This window comes from Martelella sp. FOR1707 (assembly GCF_053484265.1).
In genome coordinates, this window is the sequence record NZ_JBAKFP010000002.1 from 514,870 (window position 1) to 536,367 (window position 21,498).

A 21,498-nucleotide genomic window follows, 5' to 3' on the forward strand; every position below is an offset into this window, starting at 1 on the left:
AACAACGTCACCGGCAATGATGCCGCCGGCGAAAGGCTGGGCTGCTGGTGACCGACGACCCTTTGAGGATCAACGCGCTCATACTCCAGCGCATCGAAGACGTCGGCAAGAGCGTTGACCGGGTCGAGCGACGGCTCGAGGCATCCGAGGCAAGCGCCAGCGAAAGCCGTCGCGGCATGCACCAGCGGCAGGAGCAGCACGAGCGCGAGCTGCTGAAGATCAATCACCGGCTGGAAAATGTAGAAAAGGCCGTCAGCGAGGCAGCGCCGACGCTGGAGGATTACGCGCTCAAGAAAGCGCAGGTGGAAGGGGCGGGCCGTCTCGGCAAGCTCCTATGGGTCGCCGGCGGCTTCATGCTGGCGCTCGCCGTCTGGCTGGTCGGGCAGAAGGAAAACATATGGAGCTGGCTGTCGAGCCGCTGAAAGCCGCCTCGGGAAACCGGGGCGGCTTTTGTGGTGTAATGGTGATGAAGTATGGGTTCGTTCAGCTGGGGGTGCTTGCTATCTTCAGACGATCGATCACATCGTCAAGCAATGCGCTTCTCTCCAGGCATATGCGCCAGAGATCAACCGCAACACCAGAAGGCAAATCATCCACTCCGGAGACCCAACGCCGAATGGTTCGGTCAGAGACATCCAGGTCTTTTGCGAGGTCGGTCTGCCAGCGAGGTCCGTAAAGGGCCTCGCCTGCGTCTTTCAGAAGCTTGTTGCTCATCGTGCCCCCGCTGTGGTGTCGAGCACATCACGGATGGCAACTTCGCGGCCTCGCGCGGCTTTTTCGGCGAGATCGTAAGTCTTGTGCTTCGAGATAACTTGACCGATGTTCTCACCGCGCGGAATGGTCGTAACCCATTTGAACCCCTTTGCTTCGAGTTCTGCGCGGTCTGCTTCGCGGCGGATGTTGTAAGTCTTTGCCATTGTTTCAGGGCCTCCTTGCCCATTTTGCAGCGGAGCTAATCCCCATCTGCTTATGTCCTAAATATAGGACAAACCGTTTGATCCGTCAAGGAGCATTTCGACATTTATGGCAAAAGCCGCCTCGGGAAACCGGGGCGGCTTTTTTTTTGTTCGTGAAAGACGAGTTTGTTCCATGTATGTTCCCTCGCTTGCAGGACTGTATTTTGGAGCGCGATATGTCAGAAGATCAGCAGCGTCGCAGGGTCAAGGTGGAATGCAGTCTTTGCGAGCGATATGGGGAATATCGGGAAGACCGGTTCTTCAGCATCGCCGGAACGCATAGCGCGCCGGCCGCGCTGACAGCGTTTGCAAGGCAGATGGGTTGCCCGCGCGCGATGCGGCAAACCGAAAACCATTTCGATGACCGCTGCAAAATCCACTACCGCTCCGACGGCCTGCCGAGCGCCAGATATCTCGCGGGCGAGCGGCGCGATTAAGCCGCTCTTGTCCGGAACCTTCGGGGAACATCTGGTGGGAGTTTCGTGGGACTTCTGTTCCCGCCGTCTGCTTTCCGGGCCAAATTTTCCGTTTTTGTTTCAGAAATGCTTTTTGGCCCTTGCGCGACAAACGCCGAAAGTCTAATGGGGACGGGCCGTAACGGTTGGTCGGGGTGTAGCGCAGCCCGGTAGCGCACTTGACTGGGGGTCAAGGGGTCGTGGGTTCGAATCCCGCCACCCCGACCATTTTTCCGAAATTTTCTTCTCGATTTTGATCGTTTCCCGCATCCCCCCGCCCGGAGGACTGCGACAACACGGCGTTGGCAATCTCCGGCGGGAATTGCTACAGGGAGCGTGGTAAAACGACGACAGCAGGACTGGGAGCGGATCGATGAGCGTTGAGGGCAAGGGGAGCTGCTGTGCGGTATCGCGCAACAGCGAAAGGCCGGCAGATGATGCGGCTCCGGTCATCACCACCGCCGGCGGTGAACGTTCCAACGCGATTGCCCTACCCGGCGGGCGCAGCCATGTGGGCATTGATAATCCCGCAATCCCGCAGGATGGCGAGGGCCCGGCGCGTTTCGTCAAGCTCAATCCCTTCGCCCTTGAAGCGCAGACCGTGACCAACCGCCGCTTCGCCGAATTCGTCGAGGCGACCGGCTATGTCAGCGAGGCCGAGCGCTTCGGCTGGTCGGCGGTGTTTGCCGGCCTGGTATCGAAAGACACCGAGGTCACGGGCAACGCCCCGGATACGCCGTGGTGGTGGAAGATCGACGGCGCGGACTGGGCTCATCCCGAAGGGCCGGGCAGCAGCGTCGAGGACAGGCTGGATCACCCCGTCACCCAGGTCTCCCACGCCGATGCCGTGGCCTTTGCAACCTGGGTTGGCGGCAGGCTGCCGAGTGAGGCGGAATGGGAACGGGCGGCCCATGGCGGCGTTGTCGGCCGCAAATTCGTCTGGGGCGATGAGGAGCCGACCGACACCAAGATCTTCTGCAATATCTGGCAGGGGCGGTTTCCCGACCACAACACCATGGCCGATGGCTATATGGGCACCGCGCCGGCGCAATCCTTCGAGCCGAACGAGGGCGGGTTCTACAACATGGCCGGCAATGTCTGGGAGTGGACAGCTGATCCCTATCGCATCCGCTCGCTCTCCCGCCATGCCAAGCAGCGCAACGCCGCCGCCGTGGCCGCCGATGAGCGCCTGCTCAAGGGCGGCTCGTTCCTTTGCCATTACAGCTATTGCTATCGCTACCGGATCGCCGCGCGCATGGCGTTGACGCCGGACAGCGCCGCCAGCAATGTCGGCTTCCGCGTCGCCTACGACGCTTGAGGCCCTGGCATTAGCCGAGTTCGCTTTCGGGCCGGTGCGGCATGCGTTCCGGGTGAACACCGGCCTGTTTCAAAGTCCGCTCCAGCAATTGCTCGTAGATCGGCTGTCCGCCAAGCCAGCGGGCCGCGATATTGGCGGTGACGCAGGTGGCGATCAGCGGCAGCGTCATGGTGTAGGCGCCCGTCAGTTCCAGCGTCAGCGCAACGCCCACCACCGGCGCGCGCACCGAAGCTGAAAACAGACCGCCCATGGCGGCGATGCCGAAGGCAAGCGGGATGGCGGCGCCTTCCGGCAGCAGGCCTTCCAGGATTGTTCCGAAGGCGAGGCCGATTGCGATCGCCAGCGCCAGCATGGGCGCGAAAATGCCGCCGGGCGTGCCGGCGGAATAGCTCACCACCATGGTGGCGAACCGCAACACCGCAAGCAGCAGAAGCGCGCTCAGCACGACATGGTCGCGGGCGAGCGCGACGATGACATTCTCGCCGCCGGTGACCGCGCGCGGAAACAGGATGAACAGCGCCCCGATCGCAAGCCCGATCATCGCCGGCATCAGGTAGGGAATGCGCTTGTGCATCGCGATGGTGAAGCCGGAAACGCTCATCAGGCTGGCGTTGAGCGCCACGCCGACGAAGCCGAGAAGCGCGCCGAGAACGATGAAGGCGGGCAGCAGGGCAAGTGCAGGTGTCGCGACCGACATGGAGAAATCCGGCGCGGTGCCGCCGATCACCTCCGTCATCACGGTGGAGAAGAAGGCGGCGACGATGACGCCCATATAGCTGCGGAAGTTATAGGGAAACTGGTTGTGGGTTTCCTCGATGATGAACAACACGGCGGCGAGCGGGGCGTTGAAGGCGCAGGCAAGGCCGGCGGCGGCACCCGCGCCCAGCAGGCCGCGCCGTTCCGTATCGGAAACCTTGAAGAAATCCGTGGTCGCCGCGGCGATCGACGCGCCGATATGGATCGTCGGCCCCTCTCGCCCGAGCACCAGGCCGGAAGAAAGCGCGCCGATGCCGGTGAGGAACTTGACCGGCAGAACCCGGCGCCAGCGCACGTTGCGCAGATTGCTCATCGCGCCTTCGATTTCCTGCACGCCGCTGCCGGCGGCCTCCGGCGCATAGCGACGCACCACGGCGACCATGGCGACCGTGACGATCATGGTGATCAGCGCCGCCGCCAGGACGAGCCAGGGCCCCTGCAGCAGACGTCCCAGCGCCTGCGGCCATGTCGATAGCCGGTCGATCGCAAGGTGGAAAAACGACCCGATCGTGCCCGTGACAATGCCGGTCACGGCGGCCATGACGATAAAGCGGTTCTCCGCGCGCCGGTCGCGCTGCTCAAGCGCTGCGTCTTCCTGTTCGCTCATCAGGCTCGCACCGCTATGAGGCGCGCCGGAGTTGGTCTGTGCATGGATGGCCCCTCTTTCTGATTGCACTATGCAGACTGAAAATCTCTTGTCCAGAGCGGCGCCAGCCGCTGGCGTCCCCATTCAGCGACATAGTTTGCTGTTGATTGCATTCGGCTTTCGGGCAAGACTCCGGCCCGATCGAAATCGGCCTGCAAAGAGGGGAACTGAATGGACCGCGAACACGATCCCAGCCAGCTTGAAATGGTGGTGCTGATGACGCCGGACATGGCGAATTTTTCCGGCAAGGTGCATGGCGGCGCGCTGCTGAACCTGCTCGATCGCGTGGCCTATTCCTGCGCTGCGCGGTATTCACAGGATTATGCGGTCACGCTGTCGGTGGATCAGGTGACGTTTCGCGAGCCGATCAATGTCGGCGAACTCGTCACCTTCCGGGCATCGGTGAACTATACCGGCCGCACCTCGATGGAGATCGGCATCAGGGTCGAGGCGGAGGAGGTGCGCAGCGGACACCGCCGGCACACCAATTCCTGTTATTTCACCATGGTTGCCGTGGACGAACACGGCAAGCCGACGCCGATCCCCAAGCTCGATCTCAGCACGCCGGACAAGGAGCGCCGCTTCAAGGAGGCGCAGATGCGCCACCAGTTGCGCCGCGAATATGAAAGCCGGTTCAAGGAGTTGAAGGCCGATTAGGGACCTTCCGGCTCTGGCGCAATAATGCCCCGCAACGGCATGGAGCCGGCGCGGGGCATCTCCTTCCCCTCAGTAATACGGCGAAACGCACTGCTGCCGCGGCCCGTGATAGGGTTGGTAGGTATTGTCCGAGACGCGGTACGATTTGTAGTGATCCTCGCACCACTGATAGTGCTTCGGATTGATCGTGGGCGTTGTCGCCGTGTTGACCGTGCCGTTGTTGGTTGCCGCCACGACGCCGCCGCCGATCAGCGCGCCTGCCGCAAACGGGACCCAGGCGGTGCCGTTCCAGCCCCAGCCCGGACCATAGGGACCATAGGGCGGACCGTACCAGTAGGGGCCAAGTGCTGCCGGTCCGTCATAGGGGCCCCAATTGGGCGGCGGCGGACCATGCCAGTGCGGCGGCGGCGGGCCGTGCCAATGCGGGGGCGGGCCGCCATGCCAGGGCTGACCATAGGGCGCGCGAACCGGGCCGGGGCCGCGCGGGACGCCGCCATGCGGGCCATTGTGCCAGTAGGGCGGAGGGCCCTGCCAGTGCGGATTGCCGCCGCCGTGAAAGGCCGGTCCATGCGGCGCAAACCCGCCATGGAACCCGCCACCATGAAAACCACCGCCGTGAAAGCCGCCTGCCGGGTGGGCAAGGGCCGCCATCGGCGAAAGAGCAAGCGCCGCCGCCATCGCGAGGGCCACAAGTTTACTGCGTGCAAGTCCGAACATCGCATTCCTCCTGCATCAAGGAGATCATCGCCGTGCAGGCGCCATGATCCTAAACCGCAGGTAGCATCGTCTTGCTGAACGCAAGCTGAATAATCCGGCTTCGGCAGACGAGGCTCTCAGCCGTCCTCCATGCCCAGCAGCACATTCGCGACATTGTGTCCGATCTCGGTGACGCCGTAGCCGCCTTCCATGACGGTGACGATCGGCAGGCCCGATGCCGCCAGCATCGCGCCCATGCGCCGGAAATCGGGCGTGGTCAGCCGGAAGAAGGAGATCGGATCCTTCTCGAAGGTATCGACGCCGAGCGAGACCACCAGCGCCTCCGCGCCGAAGGCTGCGATCCGCTGCATCGCTCGCTCCAATGCCTCGCGATAGGCGCTCCACGCCGTGTTGCGGGGGAGGGGGAAATTGGCATTGAAGCCTTCGCCCCTGCCTTTGCCGGTTTCCTCCGCATGGCCCCAGAAATAGGGGAAGGCATCGTCCGGATGGCCGTGGATCGAGGCGAAGAGGATATCGTCGCGCTCATAGGTAATGTCCTGCGTGCCGTTGCCGTGGTGGAAATCGACATCGAGGATCGCGACCTTCGCCGCGCCGTGGTCGATGAGGCGTTGGGCCGCGATCGCGGCATTGTTGAGGAAGCAATAGCCGCCGAAGAGATCGATGCCGGCATGGTGACCGGGCGGGCGGCAGAGCGCGAAGGCATGGCGATGGCCGGCCGTGACATGGTCGGTCGCCGAAATCGCGCAGTCATTGGCGGCAACGGCCGCCCGGTAGGTGCCGTCGGTAATCGAAGTCTCGACCGAATTGGCGTAATAGCCTAGCAGCCCGTCGATATTCTTCGGCGGGCGGGCGTGGTAGGAGCGGCGCACCGGCAGCGAGATTGGGATCGCCTCGCTGGTGAAGCCGGCCGCGGTCCACCGCTCCCATATGGTTTCCAGAAATTCGAGATAGCCGGCATCGTGAAGCTTGCCCGCGACCGAAAGGCCATGCGCCTCGGGCGCGACAATGTCCGAAAACCCGTTCTCCTGCAGCGCCGCCAATATCCATTCCGCCCGGAACGGCCCCTCGAACGGCTTCACCAGTTCGCCGCCATGCAGCTCCGTTTTGGCATCGCGGAACTTGTGGTCTTCGGAATATATAATGCGCATGGAGCCTCCAGCCTTTCGGGCGGCAAAGGTGCTGCCGCATCTGTGCAAGCATTAGCAAAAATACCGATCAACGACACTCGTCCTTGTCCAAAACAATCGTAATGTAAAGTTAACTTTACAGGGCGCGCAATATGAGCTATGTAAAACTAACTTTACTTCTGTGGGGCGGTATGTATGACAAACGCAAAAGCGACCCGTCGATTTTTCCTGGCAATGGGGTCCGGGCTGGTGGTGTTCATCGCTGCGTCGGTCGCGCTTTCAAATGTGCGGGAGACAGCAGGCACGGCGCTTATCATCACCTTGGTCACAATCGCCATACTGGCGCTTGCATCGTTTTTCTGGGCTCATTTGCGTTTTGTAAGCGAGGTCGATGAGTTCTTGAGATTCATCCAGATACGCGCGATTATTTTCGGTCTTACTGTGGTCTTTTGCCTGTTCACCGCGCTGGGCTATCTCGCGCTTTTCCTCGACAAGGAAACGATTTCGCTGTTCTGGCTGAACCCGACCTACTGGCTTTCATACGGTGCCGCCTCCCTGTTTCTGTCTTGGCGCGAGACTGGCACGCTTGGATGAAAAACCGCGTACGGGAGCTGAGGAGCAAACGAGGCTGGTCGCAGGCGGTTCTCGGCGAAAAGCTCGAAATCTCGAGGCAGAGCGTGATTGCGATAGAGGCGGGGCGTTACGATCCGTCATTGCCGCTGGCCTTCCGCATTGCCATGTTGTTCGACCTGCAGATCGAGGCGGTGTTTTTTCCCGATGGCGGGTCAGATCGTGTCTGATGCGTCTCGGGCCGCTTGCAAGGACGTTGATTTGCCAGTGTCGCACAAGGCCTCGCAATCCCACATCCGAGCGGACAATAGGCAGACGCCATAAAACAAGGCGCAGCCGCTCAATGCGGGAAACCGCCTTGAAGGTGCCTGAGCTTGTCGGGATTGCGCATCACGTAGATCGCCGCGATCTTTCCGTCGCGGGGCAGGAGCGCGGTAACTTGAAACTCGTCGTCGGCTTCGCGCGTGATGAAACCCGGCAGGCCGTTGACATAGCATAGCCGCACCAGCGCGCAGTCCTGTTTCCAGGCGATCTCGGCAAGTCTTTTGTGAATGGTGATGATATCCTCGACGCCGGTGACAATCCGGAAGGCGGCGGAACGCTTGCCGCCGCCATCGGAGTGGAAGGCGGCATCGGCGGCCAGCATGTCGCGCAAGGCTGCGATATCGCCGCTGCGCGAGGCGGCGTGAAAGGCGCGGGCGACGTCGAGCCCCAACTGGGGTTCAACCGGAAAGCGCGGCGCTTCCTCGCGAACGTGGTCGCGGGCGCGGGCCGCAAGCTTTCGGGCCGCCTCGGGGCTGCGCTCCAGCGCATCGCCGACGGCGGCAAAATCCATTCCGAACACGTCGTGCAGCAGGAAGGCCGCCCGCTCCAGCGGCGACAGCCTTTCGAGCGCCAGCATCAGCGGCAGGGTGAAATCGACCTCCGGCTCCTCCTCGATCGCCGGCTCGGGCAGCCAGGGACCGATATAGGTCTCGCGTTGCGTGCGCGCCGATTTCAGCTGGTCGAGGCAGAGCCGGGCAATCATGCGCCGCAGGAATGCCTCGTCCGAGCGCACGGTGTCGTGATCAACCTTCATCCAGCGGATGAAGGCCTCCTGAACCATGTCCTCTGCATCGGCGTGGGAGCCGAGCATGCGGTAGGCGATGCGACGCATGAGGGGACGGAGCGACTCAAACCGCTCCGCCGCACTGGCGTCACCGCGCATCATGCCGCAGCCTTTGGCTCGAACCACATCTGAAAGCCGACTGCGATGCGGTTCCAGCCATTGATCACATTGATTGCCATGGTCAGGCTCACCTGTTCCTCCGCGCTGAAATGGCGCGCCAGTTCATCATAGATGTCCGCAGGGATCGGCGCCTGTGAAATCCGCGTCAGGGCATCGGTCCAGGCGAGCGCCGCGCGTTCGCGCTCGCTGTAGCACGGCGCCTCCTGCCAAGCGGAAAGAAGATAGATGCGCTGCTCGCTCTCGCCTGTCTGGCGGGCGTCGATCGTGTGCATGTTGATGCAGTTGGCGCAGCCATTGATCTGCGAGGCGCGGATTTTGACAAGCTCCAGCAGGCTATGCTCGAGCCGGCCGCTGACGTCGTTGGACAAGGCGTGCCACTGGCGCGCCAGTTCGGGGCCGGCGGCGTAGAAGTCTATGCGTGCAGTCATGGGAAACCTCTTTCGATGTGTTGCATCTCCATGACGAGCGAGGACTGCCGATTGTGACATCCCACCAAAAGAAAAGCCGGCTCACATGCGGCTGTCGATCAATCGCTTGTAGAAAAACGTCGTGCCGCAATAATCCCCATCGGGGTAGAGCGCGTATTCCGGCACCACGCCGACGCGCTGCCAGCCGAGACGGGGATAGATCGCTTCGGCAGCACTTCCGGTCGCGGTGTCGAGCACCATCAGCCAACGGTCGCGTTGCAGGCATTCCGCCTCCAGCCGCTCCATCAACTGGCGGGCGATGCCCCGGCCGCGCATGTCGCGGCGCACGATCAGCTTCATCACATCGCCGCGATGCGGCTGATTGGTCTTGCGCGCAAAGCCGGCCTGCACCGTGCCGACGATATCGTCTCCGTCCGCCGCCACAGCGAGCACGGTAAAGCCGTCCGCCACCCCGTCGGCGACGCCCTGCCAGAAGGCGCGGGCTTGTTCCGGATCATAGGGCGCCATGAAGCCCATCGAGGCATTGTCCTCGATACTGTCGCGCAGCAGGTCGCAGAGCGCCGGTATCGCGGCAACGGCCTCTTCGGCGGATAGAAATCTGATGGTTGTCATGACGCTCCTTATCGCGTTCGCTCGATGATGACGGCGTAGAGCACGTCGGTATCGCCGGCATTGGTAAAGCTGTGCGGATCGGCGACCGGCATATAGAGGCAGTCCCCCTTGAAAAGGAGATGGGTCTCCTCGCCGATCTCGACTTGCAGCGTCCCGCTCATGATCCAGATATGCTGGCTCAGTCCGTCCGCGCCGTGTTTCGGCGGATAGGAGATGCCGCCGCCGACCGGAAAGCGGATCAGCACGATATCCACCCCGGAGCCGGTGCCGGAGGGAGAGACCGAGCGGCGCGAATAGCCGGTTTCCGGATCGCGCCACACCGGCTGGTCGACCCGGCGCGACAGCGGATCGACGGGCCGGTCGGCATCGGCGAAAAACGCCGACAGCGTGGTGCCGAGCGCGGCGCAGAGCTTCGCCAGAATGAGCGCCGACGGCGAGGCCTCCGCCCGCTCGATCCGTGAGATCATCGCACGGCTGACACCCGAGGCTTCCGCAAGCCCATCCAGCGTGAAGCCGCCGGCGGTGCGCAGGCGCTTGAGGTTGACGGCAATGGCGTGGTCGAAGGTGAGATCGAGGTTTTCCATGATGCGATCATGGAATTCTACTATCAGAGAGTCAAGGGTTTTTTGAGCACATCCTCGGGTATCGCCGGCGGGGGATTTCAAGGATAGGAATACCTCCCCGGTCCGCCATTGAAGCGCGTCATGCTGCCATCATCAGGAAACTGCGAAACGAGGTTGATGGTGTCGCCTTCTATGTAGGCACCAGGAAACAGATACGGCGCTTCAAAACTTGTTCCGGCAACAGGATAGTTGACAACCAATTTTCCGTCGCTTGACCGCCAGCCCTTGATGACCTGGCCAGGTAGCGGGGCGTATCCGGAAACACCTTCCGACGTGACGTCGCGGATGAGAAGATTATTGCCGTCTTGCGATTGACCGATGACCCAGACAAAGGCATCCGACTGCGGCCCATATTCTTCAAAGGACGCAGTGGCTTCCACCCGATCTCCATTTTTCAGGTTTGCATAGAAGCCCATGGACCAGGCGCCGTTGCTGTCAGCGCGCACAGGAGGATAATATCGTGTCGTCAAACTTTCTGATGCAGAGACCGTCACATAAGTTCCCGGAATTGCGGCGCCCGTCACCCAATAATCTTTCCCACCGTCAATACTGTGACTGATTGTCATTATGCCGCCAGGATAGGAGGTTATCCAAACCACTCTGAAGCCGGAAAAGTCGCCATACATTCCGGGTGAATAAAGTGCACATGCTCTGTTGAAATATCCGGCGGCGCTCCAGCCCGAATTCCTCGCCCAGGTCGACGTCAATGCCTGTGTGTTTAAATAGCCGTTCCAGGTCATCCGCAGTTCTGCACCATTGCTTGCAAGAGCAGGCCCGTACTCAGAAATATAGCTATCCTTGGTTGTTTGCGGCGCCGACAATATGCCGTTTGCGTACCGCAGATAGGTAATTGGCGCGTTGATGCCTTGAGCACAGGCAAAGAATAATTCGCCGCCATGCGCCGCAATCGCCGGGCTACCAGAGACTGAATAGCGCGTACTAAGCAGTGCCGACCATTTCGTTCCTTCAAACCAGCAAAACGAGAGCGTGGGTGCACTGTCTTTCGTGCTCCATGCAAGAACAAGTTGATCTTTATAGACAGCAAGCGCCGGAGAAGCATTGGTGAAAGCGCTCGAGATCTGTATCTTGTCGCTCCAATTCCCGTCATAAACCGACCAATAGATCGCGCCGGAACCGGGGTCTTTGTAGACAGCGTGAATCTGGTTTCTATAGGTCGCCACGCCGGGAACCTCATCCGAGGAGAACCTGAACGTGTATGTATAGGGAGGCCAAGCTTGGTCTTTTCCAAACTTGTAGAAGATACGATTGGAGCCCGCGTCCTTCCAGAACACCCAGTCTTCGCCATTGAGGCGGGTACAACGTGCCCCCGAATTCCCTTGATACTGGGTAGGTGCAACAGTGATCGGGCTACCCCAGTCGATTGGCGTGCCATAAACATATCCGCGCATTCCGGGTTGCATGTCGTTATCCATCGTCCTAGGTAGGCTCATAAATGCAATCTATAATTGTATTATTACCAATTTTCGCAACTAATCCATATCTCGCAAAGCAGTTGGCATCGCTATTTGGTTAACCCCTTGCCATTAATGTCGATTTCAACCCCTGCAAATGACATCCCGGTCCGACGCGTTTTCTGGGCCCTTGGCGGTCGACAATCAAAACATGAAGCCGGTAGTCCTTCCGGCCTTGTCGAGTCAGCTTGAGCAAGGTTGATGATCAGCCGGTTTCCGTACTTGGTAAGGTTTCTGACCTGATGGCTATTAATGCGCCGTCTCGTGCAATTTCGCTTTCAGGAAGCCGCGTGCGCTGCTATATGCGCGCGCATGAGCACAAATGAAGATCGCGTTCCACTCGACCATATCCGCAACTTTTCCATCGTGGCCCATATCGACCACGGCAAGTCGACGCTTGCCGACCGGCTGATCCAGACCTGCGGGGGGCTGGCCGAGCGCGAGATGTCGGCGCAGGTGCTCGACAACATGGATATCGAGCGCGAGCGCGGCATCACCATCAAGGCCCAGACCGTGCGCCTGCACTACAAGGCGAAGAACGGCGAGACCTATGTGCTGAACCTTATCGACACGCCCGGCCATGTCGACTTCGCCTACGAAGTCTCGCGCTCGCTGTCGGCCTGCGAGGGCTCGTTGCTGGTCGTCGACGCTTCCCAGGGCGTGGAGGCCCAGACGCTCGCCAATGTCTATCAGGCGATCGACAACGACCATGAACTGGTCACCGTGCTGAACAAGGCCGACCTGCCCGCAGCCGACCCGGAACGGGTGAAGGAGCAGATCGAGGACGTGATCGGCATCGATGCCTCCGACGCGCTGCTGATCTCCGCCAAGACCGGCATGGGCGTGCCGGATGTTCTGGAAGCCATCGTCCACAAGCTGCCGCCGCCGAAGACTGAAAAGGGCGCGGACGCGCCGCTGAAGGCGCTTCTGGTCGATAGCTGGTACGATACCTATCTCGGCGTCATGGTTCTTGTGCGCGTCATCGACGGCGTGCTGAAGAAGGGCCAGACCATCCGGATGATGGGCACGGATGCCAAATATCCGGTCGACCGCGTCGGCGTGCTGACCCCGAAAATGCTGGTGGTCGACGAACTCGGCCCCGGCGAAATCGGCGTCATCACCGCCTCGATCAAGGAAGTTGCAGATACCCGCGTCGGCGACACGATCACCGAGGACAAGCGCCCGACCGAGAAGATGCTGCCGGGCTTCAAGCCGGCGCAGCCGGTGGTGTTCTGCGGGTTGTTTCCGGTCGATGCCAATGATTTCGAGGACCTGCGCGCCGCCGTCGGCAAGCTGCGCCTCAACGACGCGTCGTTCTCGTTCGAAATGGAAAGTTCGGCGGCCCTCGGCTTCGGCTTCCGCTGCGGCTTTCTCGGCCTGCTGCATCTGGAAATCATCCAGGAGCGTTTGGAGCGCGAATTCGATCTCGATCTGATCGCGACTGCCCCGTCCGTGGTCTACGAACTGACGATGACCGACGGCAAGGAAATCGAACTCCACAATCCCGCCGACATGCCGGATGTGGTCAAGATCGCCGAAATCCGCGAGCCCTGGATCAAGGCCTCGATCCTGACGCCGGATGAATATCTCGGCGGCATTCTGAAGCTCTGCCAGGACCGTCGCGGCATCCAGACCGACCTTACCTATGTGGGCAACCGCGCGATGCTGGCCTATGAACTGCCGCTCAACGAGGTGGTGTTCGATTTCTACGACCGGCTGAAGTCGATCTCCAAGGGCTATGCCTCGTTCGACTATCATCTCGCCGATTACCGCGCCGGCAATCTCGTCAAAATGTCGATCCTCGTCAACGGCGAGCCGGTCGATGCGCTGTCGATGCTGGTGCACCGCACCGCCGCCGAAAAGCGCGGCCGCGACATGTGCGAGAAGCTGAAGGAGCTGATCCCGAAGCACATGTTCAAGATCCCGATCCAGGCCGCGATCGGCGGCAATGTGATCGCGCGCGAGACCATCTCGGCGCTGCGCAAGGACGTGACCGCCAAGTGCTATGGCGGCGATGCCTCGCGCAAGCGCAAGCTGCTCGACAAGCAGAAGGCCGGCAAGAAGCGCATGCGCCAGTTCGGCAAGGTCGAAATCCCCCAGGAAGCCTTCATCGCCGCGCTGAAGATGAGCGACGAGTAGGCGCGCCAGGGCAATCAGTCCGAGCCGAAATTCAGTTGAATTCCGGCTGTCGGTGTCTCGGCGGACCCATCGACATCCAATCTCCCCTCAAGAGGGGAGATTGACGGCTGGGAGGCTGTCGCAAACCGGCAGAGGGCCAAAAACGGAAAAGCTCTATCCGCGAAACCGCATCATGCCGACGAGCTTTGCTTCCACGCCTTCGACCAGCGGCGCGGCCAGGACGCGGCGGGGATCGACGGGTCCCGGCAGTTGCAGCGTGGGCGGGACGATCGGCAGGAAACCGAGCGGGCTGTAATAGGGCGGATCGCCGACCAGGATCACGACTTCCGACCCGGCGTCGCGCGCCGCCTGAACGGCGACTTTGACCAGATGGCGGCCGATGCCGCGGTTCTTGTGCGACGGCTTGACGGCGAGCGGTCCCAGCATATGCCCCTCCGCCTCACCGGCGAAAACCGGCGTCATCCGCACCGAGGCGATGACCTCTTCGCCATCGAGACAGATGAAGGACAGCGCGGGATCATGAGGCCCCTGCTCGCGGATGCGGGCGGCGGCGCGCACGAAACGGGCGGGGCCGAAGGCTTCGGCGTTGATGTCTTCGATGGCAGCGTCGTGGGAGGCCTCTTCGGGGAGGTAACGCAATTCACTCGTCATAGATGTCTGAACCTGTCTGGAGAACGCATGATGTCGGGGCCGGAGAAAATCCGGTCTGAACTTCCAATCAGCGTCGTCGCAGGTTCCGCATGACATTTTCCAAATTTGCGTTTCGTCGGCCACTAGCAGGAAACGCAGCGGCCGTCCAGCCTGCGGGGAGCGAAAACGACGGGACCGATGGTATGCAACACACTGTCAATGGTTTCGGGGGTGGCAAAGCGGGAGGCGCGCCGTATGTAAATGGGCACAACGAATGAAAGGAGCAGGCCATGGGTATGCTGGTAGACGGCGTCTGGAAGGACGTCTGGTACGACACCGACAAGACGGGCGGCAAGTTCAAGCGCGAAAGCTCGAAATTCAGGAACTGGATCACCGCCGACGGCAGCGCCGGTCCCGAGGGCGATGGCGGTTTTGAGGCCGAAAAAGGCCGCTACCACCTCTATGTGGCCCTTGCCTGTCCCTGGGCGCACCGCACGCTGATCTTCCGCAAGCTCAAGGGGCTCGAGGACTATATCGATGTCTCGATCGTCGACCCGCTGATGCTGGAAAACGGTTGGGAGTTCAAGAACCGCGACGGCGGCACCGCCGACAAGGTGAACGGCGCCGACTATCTCTGGCAGGTCTATACCAAGGCCGACCCGAAATATTCAGGCCGCGTGACCGTGCCGGTCGTCTGGGACAAGAAGCGCGAGACCATCGTCTCGAACGAATCGGCGGAAATCATCCGCATGTTCAACAGCGCTTTCGATCACCTGACCGGCAATGATGTCGATTTCTACCCCGAGGACCTGCGCGAAGGGATCGAGGAGATCAACGCGGTGGTCTACAACACCGTCAACAACGGCGTCTACAAGGCCGGTTTCGCGACCACCCAGGAAGCCTATTCGGAAAACGTGCTGAAGCTGTTCGAAACGCTCGACATGCTGGAAAAGCGCCTCGGCGAAAACCGCTATTTGATGGGCGACCGGCTGACGGAGGCCGACTGGCGGCTGTTCACCACGCTGGTCCGCTTCGATCCGGTCTATGTCGGCCACTTCAAGTGCAATCTGAGGCGGATTGCCGACTATCCCAATCTCTCCGGCTATCTCAGAGAACTTTATCAGGTCCCGGGCGTTAAGGAGACAGTCAATATCGACCACATCAAGCGCCACTATTACGGCTCGCACAAGACGATCAACCCGACGGGCATCGTGCCCGAAGGCCCTCTGTTCGATCTCGACGCGCCGCACGGGCGCGGCTGAAAAGGCGGCGCTTGTTCGGCGGGCGTTGGAAAGCTAAGAAGACTGTATGTACACAATCGCCCATATTTCCGATGTCCATCTCGGGCCACTGCCGCAACTGTCGCCGAAGGAGCTGTTTTCCAAACGGATCACCGGCTTCTTCAACTGGCATCGCAACCGCCGCAAGCACCTCGGCAAGGATACGCTGGAAAACCTGTTGCTGGCGATCGCGGACGAGAATCCGGACCACCTCGCGATCACCGGCGATCTGGTCAATCTCGCCACCACCAAGGAAATCGATATCGCCGCCGACTGGCTGAAAAGCGTCGGCCCCGCGCATGAGGTATCGCTGGTGCCGGGCAATCACGATGCCTATGTCGGCGGTGCCTACGCCAAGATCGCCAGGGCCTGGGGCGACTACATGCAGGGCGATGATCACGAGGGGGCGCATCTGGGCAAGATGACCTTCCCCTATCTCCGCAGGCGCGGCCCGGTTGCCATCATCGGCTGCTCATCGGCCATTCCGTCACCGCCATTCCTGGCGATCGGCTCGTTCGAGGCGAAACAGGCACGCAAGACCGCCGAGCTTCTACGCCAGGCCGGCGAGGAAGGCCTGTTCCGGATCCTGATGATCCATCATCCGCCCGTGCGCAACGCGGCTGCCCGCCACAAACGGCTGATCGGCATTCGCCGGTTCAAGGCAACGATTGCCACCGGCGGCTGCGAACTGGTGCTGCACGGCCATACCCACCTCAACACCGTGAATTTCATCGAGACGCGGCAGGGCAAGACGCCGGTGATCGGCATCGCCGCCGCGGGCCAGGGCGCCAACGGCAAGAAGCCGCCGTCCGGCTTCAACCTCATCTCCGTCAGCGGCAGGTCCGGCTCATATGAAATGCAATGCCGCCGCCACGCTTTGAGCGCGGCGAGCGGCCTCATAGAACCGGAAAGCGAATTCAGCTTCTCTTATACCAACGACCGGTAACTGGCCTCGGCGCTACACCGCGTCCTCGTGCACGAGGTTCCGGCGCAAAGCCGGGGTAGCGCTGGCATCAACGATCGCGTTGACGTTGAACCGGACGGCGTTGCGCAGTTTCAGGCACTCGTTCTGGCCGATCCCGTCCCAATCAAGGCTGCGCTGGACGATGTGGCGACAGATCTTGAAATACTGCGCCTGGCCGAGCAGCGTGAAGGTCAGGATCGCCAGATCCTCGGCATTCTCGTCCCGTCCGGTGGCCCGCGCCAGCAATTGCCGCAAGTGCTTGTGCAGCGGCTCGATAAACTCGTTGAAGAGTAGGTCGAAAGCTTCGCTCGGAAGCGAGATATAGCGCATGATGAAGGCCGAAATCTCGTCCTCGTCGTAATTGGGCGTCAGGGGCTGCACCAGAAGAACCATGAGCTCCACCAGTTCTTCCCGCGCCTCGGCCGGCGTCATCTTCGCCGATATCGGCTCCAGCATCGCGCTGCCGATGTTGTTCTTGGCAATATCGATCACGTAAAGCGCACAGGCGCGCATCAACCCTGGCTTGCCGCCGAAATGATAGGCGATACTACCGATATTCGCGCCCGACAATTCCGCGATTTTACGTGTGGAAACAGCGTTATAACCATATTCTCCAAAAAGCCGGAGGGCCGCGGAGATAATCGCCTGCCTCGTTGCTGCTGCACCGCTTTGATTTTCGATCATGGCTCTTTTTATTACTCTGTTTTTGGCCAAACGTTGATCATAGAATAAATCCTCCCCGTCATTCTATTTTCTCGTTGGCATGCAAGATAAAGCAACGCGCGCGCAAGCGCCAGCCATATTTCAGCCATATTTTCCGAGCTGCACGGCTGGATCGACTGCAACAGACGGTTGCGATCCAAGTAAATTAGCTTTCCGGCTGGAGAAACGCTGCACGCCCCTTGTTTCCGCCATTTACACAAGGCAATATCGCGCCGGCATGCTGGCCGGCGAAGGGGTTGACCGGCCATTATTATATCGCGTATGCGATCGAGAGTTTCAAGGTCGTTATGGATTCCGCAGTCATCAAGAGCAGACCGAAAAGGGCAGTCGACCGTCGCCGCTGGATGGCGGGAGCGGCCTGCGCGGTATTTCTCGGCATCGGCGTGGCCGTCGGCGCCAGCCTGTCGCGGGATACCGGCGCCTCCCAGGTTGTCGATCTCTCGCTCGACCAGTCAAACGACTGGATCGATGACGTTTGCGCGAATTTCAGGGTTTTCGGCCGCAAGTATCAGCCGCTGGTGGATGTCGGCCCGGGCGAAGACGCTGCCTTCGCCGAACTCGTGCAGCGCACGATCGGCATCGACATGGCCGTCCCCACTTTCGATGAAGGCGCTTCGATCTTCGAGGGCGCCAGGGTCGTCGCGATCGACCGCGCACCGGGCATCGAGCTATTCTACCGCAACACCGCCGGCGACCTGCTGTCCGTGTTCGTGCTGGCCCGCCCCGCTTCGCCCGACAATCAGGTGACGGACGTGCAGGAGACCATTCGCGACGATCTCATCGTCTCGTGGTGGCAGGGCGAACGCACGCTGGTTGCCGTCGTCGGCCCGTCTTCCGATGCCAACATGCCCGACCTTGCCCAGGCCGCCTATCTCAAGCTTTGATAAAACGAAAGCCGGCCGCGTTGAGCGCGACCGGCCTTCTTCAGAGTCGTAAGGCGGGCGTTACCGCGCCGCCAGGATCTGGTTCGCCGCCGATACGATCGCTTCCAGCGATGCGGCAACGATATTGGTGTTGATGCCGACGCCATAGATCTTGCCGCCGTCATAGGCGACCTCGACATAGGCAATGGCCTTGGCGTCGGACCCGTGGTTCAGCGAATGCTCGGAATAATCCTCGACCGACAGCGCAATGCCGAGATAATCGGACAGCGCATTGATGAACCCGTCGACGGGGCCGTTGCCCTTGGCCTCGATGCGCTTGGAAACGCCATTATCCTCGATCTCCGCCGTCACCACGCGCTGGCCCTTGGCCTGACCCTGCGGATAGGTTTGGTGATCGACGAATTTGATGCGGCCGTTGGGCTGCTCGACATATTTCTCCATGAACACGTCATAGATCCGCTTCGAAGGGAGCTCGCGTCCCTCTTCATCGGTGATCTTCTGAACGTGCTCGCGGAAGGCGACCTGCAGGGCGCGCGGCATGTTGATGCCGTAGTCGGACTGCATGATATAGGCGATGCCGCCCTTGCCGGACTGCGAATTGATGCGAATGATCGCCTCGTATGTGCGGCCGACATCCTGCGGGTCGATCGGCAGATAGGGCACTTCCCACTGCGGCTTGTTGGCGACCTTGATCGCCTTCATGCCCTTGTTGATCGCATCCTGATGCGAGCCGGAGAAGGCGGTGTAGACCAGTTCGCCGACATAGGGGTGGCGCTCCGGAATGACCATCTGGTTGGAATACTCGTAGACCGCCTTGATCCGCTCGATGTCCGAGCAGTCCAGTTCCGGATCCACGCCCTGCGTAAACATGTTCAGCGCCAACGTGACGATATCGACATTGCCGGTGCGCTCGCCATTGCCGAACAGCGTGCCCTCGATCCGGTCCGCGCCGGCCAGCACGCCCATTTCGGCGGCGGCAATACCCGTGCCGCGGTCATTATGCGGATGGACGGAGACGATCAGGTTCTCGCGATTGTCGAGATTGCGGCACATCCACTCGATCTGGTCGGCATAGATGTTGGGCGTCGACATTTCCACGGTCGAGGGCAGATTGATGATCAACTTGTTGTCGGGCGTCGGTTTGACCACCTCGATCACCGCGTTGCAGATCTCCAGCGCAACGTCCAACTCGGTCCCGGTAAAGCTTTCCGGAGAATATTCGAAACGGTAGCCGCCGCCGGCCTTGGCCGCCATATCGGTGATCATCTTGGCGGCATCGACGGCGATCTGGCGGATGCCCGCCACATCCTTGCCGAACACGACGCGGCGCTGCAACTCGCTGGTGGAATTATAGAAATGCACGATCGGGCGGTGCGCACCTTCCAGCGCCTCGAAGGTGCGGGTGATCAGTTCCGGACGGCACTGCACCAGCACCTGCAGCGAGACATCGTCGCCGACATTGCCGTTTTCGACGCACCAGCGGGCGAAGTCGAAATCGGTCTGCGATGCGGAAGGAAAGCCGATTTCGATTTCCTTGAAGCCCATGTCGAGCAACAGCTGGAACATGCGGGCCTTGCGGTCGTGCCCCATCGGGTCGACCAGCGCCTGGTTGCCGTCGCGCAGATCGACCGAGCACCAGATCGGCGCCTTCTCGATGCGTTTCGACGGCCATTGCCGGTCTGTCAGATTGATCTGCTGATAGGCCTGGTATTTCTGAGCCGCGAACGGCATGCCCTTGTTGGCTGTGGTTTTCACGTCCATTTTTCCTCACTCCGGCGCGCATCCGTGTTCCACGCGATGGCCGCCTTGATCTTCAATTTCAGGGATTTTTCAGGAGCGCTTGTGCCAGACGGCTTTCCGGCCGCCGGGCGCTCCTCAAAGGACCCGGCAACCGCCGTTAAGGCCGAGAAGAAGAAGCGAGTTTAGGTCGCGCAGGACGGACGCCGCGGCAGTGGCACCGCGCGTGGACTTCGCCTGAAAATTGTTCGCAAACCTGATCATGAGCGTTCCTTAGCGGCATCGGCGGCAAATTGCAATCGCAAATAGCGCCTCCTCATGCCGACCGGCGGGAGCGGCCTGCCGCCCAGGCCTTGATGCCGTGCACCAGCAGACCCGCGAGCAACCCCCAGAAGGCTCCGGAAACGCCGAAAAAGCCGACCCCGGAAGCTGCGACCAGAAAGGTGATCGCCGCCGCTTCCCGCGCTTCCGGCTCCTTGAACGCGCCAAGAACCGCGCCGCCGAAAGCGCCGATCAGCGCAAGGCCGGCAACGGCCTCGATCAGCACCGGCGGCGCCAGCGAGACGGTTGCCACCACAAGGCCGCTGAACAGGCCGAGCACGATATAGCCGATCCCGGCGATGATCGCCGACCAGTAGCGCCGTTTCGGGTCGGGATGAGCGTCCGGACCCGCGCACATCGCCGCCGTGATCGCCGCCAGGTTGACCCCGTGCCCGCCGAAGGGCGTAATAAGCAGCGTCGCCAAGCCGGTTACCGAAAACATCCGACCGGCGGAGGGACGGTAATTGTTGATGTTGAGGATCGCGACGCCCGGAATGTTCTGCGAGGCCATGGTGACGATGAAGAGCGGCAGCGCCATCGAGACCGCGCCCTGAAGCGAAAAATGGGGCGTCACCCAGACCGGCGCGGCGAAGGCATTGCGAAATACGTCCGACCAGGCCCCCGATTCGATATCAACGCCAAAGATCAGAACCGCCACGAAGGCGAGAAAGGCGGCAGGCACCGCCATAAGCCGGTTAAACGCGCCGACGATCACCCAGGTCGCCACGATCGGCAGCGCGAGCAGCGGCGAGAACTTCACCGCCTCCACCGGCGCGAAACAGAGTGCCAGCAGCACGCCGGCAAGCATCGCATTGGCCAGCGGCGCCGGAATGGCGGAAATCGCCCGCCCGACCGGCTTCACCATTCCGGCGAGGATGATCAGCACCGCCGCAATAACAAAAGCCCCGACCGCCGCGTTGAAGCCCCCGGGCAAGGCGCCGCTGGTCGCAAGCAGCGCGGCGCCCGGCGTTGACCAGGCGATGCTTACCGGCATGCGCGTGACGATGGATATGATGATGCCACACACCCCCATGCCGATCGACAGCGCCATCAGGCCCGAGGCCGATTGGGCGTGCGTTGCGCCGGCCCCCTCAAGCCCCTGCAAAATCACCGAAAAAGAACTCGCGAAGCCGACAAAGGCGACCAGAAGCCCCATGAACAGGCTCTGCAGTGAAAAATCTCGCAGCATGGCGAATCCCTTTATCAACGCCGGCCCGCGCGCGGCGGCATCAGGCTTTTGCAGCGTAATTGGAGG

Annotated in this window: 24 protein-coding genes and 1 tRNA gene; 11 read left to right on the plus strand and 14 right to left on the minus strand. The window is 61.2% G+C overall.

The window, feature by feature from the left end:
- Positions 1-47 precede the first annotated feature (47 nt).
- Entirely contained in the window at positions 48-422 is a 375-nt protein-coding gene (locus tag V6765_RS06340) for a hypothetical protein (RefSeq protein ID WP_448427294.1), read from the plus strand.
- A gap of 61 nt (positions 423-483) precedes the next feature.
- On the opposite strand, the gene V6765_RS06345 is transcribed toward V6765_RS06340, so the two are convergent.
- Both V6765_RS06345 and V6765_RS06350 read right to left on the minus strand, forming a co-directional pair.
- Positions 484-714, minus strand: a complete 231-nt coding sequence (locus V6765_RS06345) for a hypothetical protein (protein ID WP_448427295.1) — start codon at positions 712-714, stop codon at positions 484-486.
- Positions 711-917, minus strand: a complete 207-nt coding sequence (locus V6765_RS06350) for a hypothetical protein (RefSeq protein WP_448427296.1) — start codon at positions 915-917, stop codon at positions 711-713. The genes V6765_RS06345 and V6765_RS06350 overlap by 4 nt, the downstream gene beginning before the upstream one ends.
- Positions 918-994: 77 nt before the next feature.
- Here V6765_RS06350 and V6765_RS06355 point away from each other — a divergent pair, with 77 nt between their 5' ends.
- From V6765_RS06355 to V6765_RS06365, 3 genes are all read left to right on the plus strand, one after another.
- Complete coding sequence (locus V6765_RS06355) at positions 995-1,393, plus strand: hypothetical protein (RefSeq protein ID WP_448427297.1); 399 nt, start codon at positions 995-997, stop codon at positions 1,391-1,393.
- Positions 1,394-1,562: 169 nt separating this feature from the next.
- Positions 1,563-1,639: transfer RNA gene (locus V6765_RS06360), tRNA-Pro, on the plus strand.
- Positions 1,640-1,784: 145 nt separating this feature from the next.
- Positions 1,785-2,729, plus strand: coding sequence for a formylglycine-generating enzyme family protein (locus tag V6765_RS06365; protein WP_448427298.1), 945 nt, complete (start codon positions 1,785-1,787; stop codon positions 2,727-2,729).
- 10 nt (positions 2,730-2,739) lie between these two features.
- On the opposite strand, the gene clcA is transcribed toward V6765_RS06365, so the two are convergent.
- The gene (clcA, locus tag V6765_RS06370; protein ID WP_448427299.1) at positions 2,740-4,092 is read right to left on the minus strand and encodes a H(+)/Cl(-) exchange transporter ClcA; all 1,353 of its coding nucleotides are present in this window, start codon (positions 4,090-4,092) and stop codon (positions 2,740-2,742) included.
- 210 nt (positions 4,093-4,302) lie between these two features.
- Between clcA and V6765_RS06375 the strand changes: the two genes are divergently transcribed.
- On the plus strand, positions 4,303-4,788 hold the full coding sequence (locus V6765_RS06375; protein ID WP_448427300.1) for an acyl-CoA thioesterase: 486 nt from the start codon (positions 4,303-4,305) through the stop codon (positions 4,786-4,788).
- 69 nt (positions 4,789-4,857) lie between these two features.
- Here the strand turns inward: V6765_RS06375 and V6765_RS06380 are convergent, their stop codons facing one another.
- Both V6765_RS06380 and V6765_RS06385 read right to left on the minus strand, forming a co-directional pair.
- On the minus strand, positions 4,858-5,505 hold the full coding sequence (locus V6765_RS06380; protein ID WP_448427301.1) for a BA14K family protein: 648 nt from the start codon (positions 5,503-5,505) through the stop codon (positions 4,858-4,860).
- A gap of 116 nt (positions 5,506-5,621) precedes the next feature.
- Entirely contained in the window at positions 5,622-6,653 is a 1,032-nt protein-coding gene (locus V6765_RS06385) for a histone deacetylase family protein (protein ID WP_448427302.1), read from the minus strand.
- Positions 6,654-6,827: 174 nt separating this feature from the next.
- On the opposite strand from V6765_RS06385, the gene V6765_RS06390 reads away from it, so the two are divergent.
- Positions 6,828-7,226 (plus strand): hypothetical protein, encoded by a 399-nt coding sequence (locus V6765_RS06390; protein ID WP_448427303.1) that lies wholly within the window; start codon positions 6,828-6,830, stop codon positions 7,224-7,226.
- Positions 7,223-7,432, plus strand: a complete 210-nt coding sequence (locus V6765_RS06395; RefSeq protein WP_448427304.1) for a helix-turn-helix transcriptional regulator — start codon at positions 7,223-7,225, stop codon at positions 7,430-7,432. The genes V6765_RS06390 and V6765_RS06395 overlap by 4 nt, the downstream gene beginning before the upstream one ends.
- A 110-nt stretch (positions 7,433-7,542) precedes the next feature.
- On the opposite strand, the gene sigJ is transcribed toward V6765_RS06395, so the two are convergent.
- From sigJ to V6765_RS06420, 5 genes are all read right to left on the minus strand, one after another.
- The gene (sigJ, locus tag V6765_RS06400; RefSeq protein WP_448427305.1) at positions 7,543-8,412 is read right to left on the minus strand and encodes an RNA polymerase sigma factor SigJ; all 870 of its coding nucleotides are present in this window, start codon (positions 8,410-8,412) and stop codon (positions 7,543-7,545) included.
- Complete coding sequence (locus tag V6765_RS06405) at positions 8,409-8,858, minus strand: carboxymuconolactone decarboxylase family protein (protein WP_448427306.1); 450 nt, start codon at positions 8,856-8,858, stop codon at positions 8,409-8,411. The genes sigJ and V6765_RS06405 overlap by 4 nt, the downstream gene beginning before the upstream one ends.
- A gap of 81 nt (positions 8,859-8,939) precedes the next feature.
- Positions 8,940-9,470: an N-acetyltransferase family protein gene (locus V6765_RS06410; RefSeq protein ID WP_448427307.1), complete on the minus strand. Its 531-nt coding sequence runs from the start codon at positions 9,468-9,470 to the stop codon at positions 8,940-8,942.
- Between the two features lie 8 nt (positions 9,471-9,478).
- Positions 9,479-10,054, minus strand: a complete 576-nt coding sequence (locus V6765_RS06415; RefSeq protein WP_448427308.1) for a helix-turn-helix domain-containing protein — start codon at positions 10,052-10,054, stop codon at positions 9,479-9,481.
- A 77-nt stretch (positions 10,055-10,131) separates the two neighbouring features.
- Positions 10,132-11,514, minus strand: a complete 1,383-nt coding sequence (locus V6765_RS06420; RefSeq protein WP_448427309.1) for a hypothetical protein — start codon at positions 11,512-11,514, stop codon at positions 10,132-10,134.
- Positions 11,515-11,877: 363 nt separating this feature from the next.
- Here V6765_RS06420 and lepA point away from each other — a divergent pair, with 363 nt between their 5' ends.
- Positions 11,878-13,704 (plus strand): translation elongation factor 4, encoded by a 1,827-nt coding sequence (lepA, locus tag V6765_RS06425; RefSeq protein WP_448427310.1) that lies wholly within the window; start codon positions 11,878-11,880, stop codon positions 13,702-13,704.
- A 153-nt stretch (positions 13,705-13,857) separates the two neighbouring features.
- Here lepA and V6765_RS06430 read toward each other — a convergent pair whose 3' ends face one another.
- Positions 13,858-14,355: a GNAT family N-acetyltransferase gene (locus tag V6765_RS06430; RefSeq protein WP_448427311.1), complete on the minus strand. Its 498-nt coding sequence runs from the start codon at positions 14,353-14,355 to the stop codon at positions 13,858-13,860.
- A gap of 269 nt (positions 14,356-14,624) precedes the next feature.
- Here V6765_RS06430 and V6765_RS06435 point away from each other — a divergent pair, with 269 nt between their 5' ends.
- Complete coding sequence (locus tag V6765_RS06435; protein WP_448427312.1) at positions 14,625-15,596, plus strand: glutathione S-transferase family protein; 972 nt, start codon at positions 14,625-14,627, stop codon at positions 15,594-15,596.
- 46 nt (positions 15,597-15,642) lie between these two features.
- A complete protein-coding gene (locus V6765_RS06440) occupies positions 15,643-16,560 on the plus strand; it encodes a metallophosphoesterase family protein (protein WP_448427313.1) in 918 nt (305 codons plus the stop codon).
- Between the two features lie 12 nt (positions 16,561-16,572).
- Here the strand turns inward: V6765_RS06440 and V6765_RS06445 are convergent, their stop codons facing one another.
- A complete protein-coding gene (locus tag V6765_RS06445) occupies positions 16,573-17,262 on the minus strand; it encodes a CerR family C-terminal domain-containing protein (protein WP_448427314.1) in 690 nt (229 codons plus the stop codon).
- Positions 17,263-17,588: 326 nt separating this feature from the next.
- Here V6765_RS06445 and V6765_RS06450 point away from each other — a divergent pair, with 326 nt between their 5' ends.
- Positions 17,589-18,185 (plus strand): hypothetical protein, encoded by a 597-nt coding sequence (locus V6765_RS06450; protein ID WP_448427315.1) that lies wholly within the window; start codon positions 17,589-17,591, stop codon positions 18,183-18,185.
- Positions 18,186-18,245: 60 nt separating this feature from the next.
- Here V6765_RS06450 and leuA read toward each other — a convergent pair whose 3' ends face one another.
- Together leuA and V6765_RS06460 are read right to left on the minus strand one after the other, a co-directional pair.
- Complete coding sequence (gene leuA, locus V6765_RS06455; RefSeq protein ID WP_448427316.1) at positions 18,246-19,946, minus strand: 2-isopropylmalate synthase; 1,701 nt, start codon at positions 19,944-19,946, stop codon at positions 18,246-18,248.
- A 292-nt stretch (positions 19,947-20,238) separates the two neighbouring features.
- Positions 20,239-21,432, minus strand: a complete 1,194-nt coding sequence (locus V6765_RS06460) for a benzoate/H(+) symporter BenE family transporter (protein WP_448427317.1) — start codon at positions 21,430-21,432, stop codon at positions 20,239-20,241.
- Positions 21,433-21,498 lie beyond the last annotated feature (66 nt).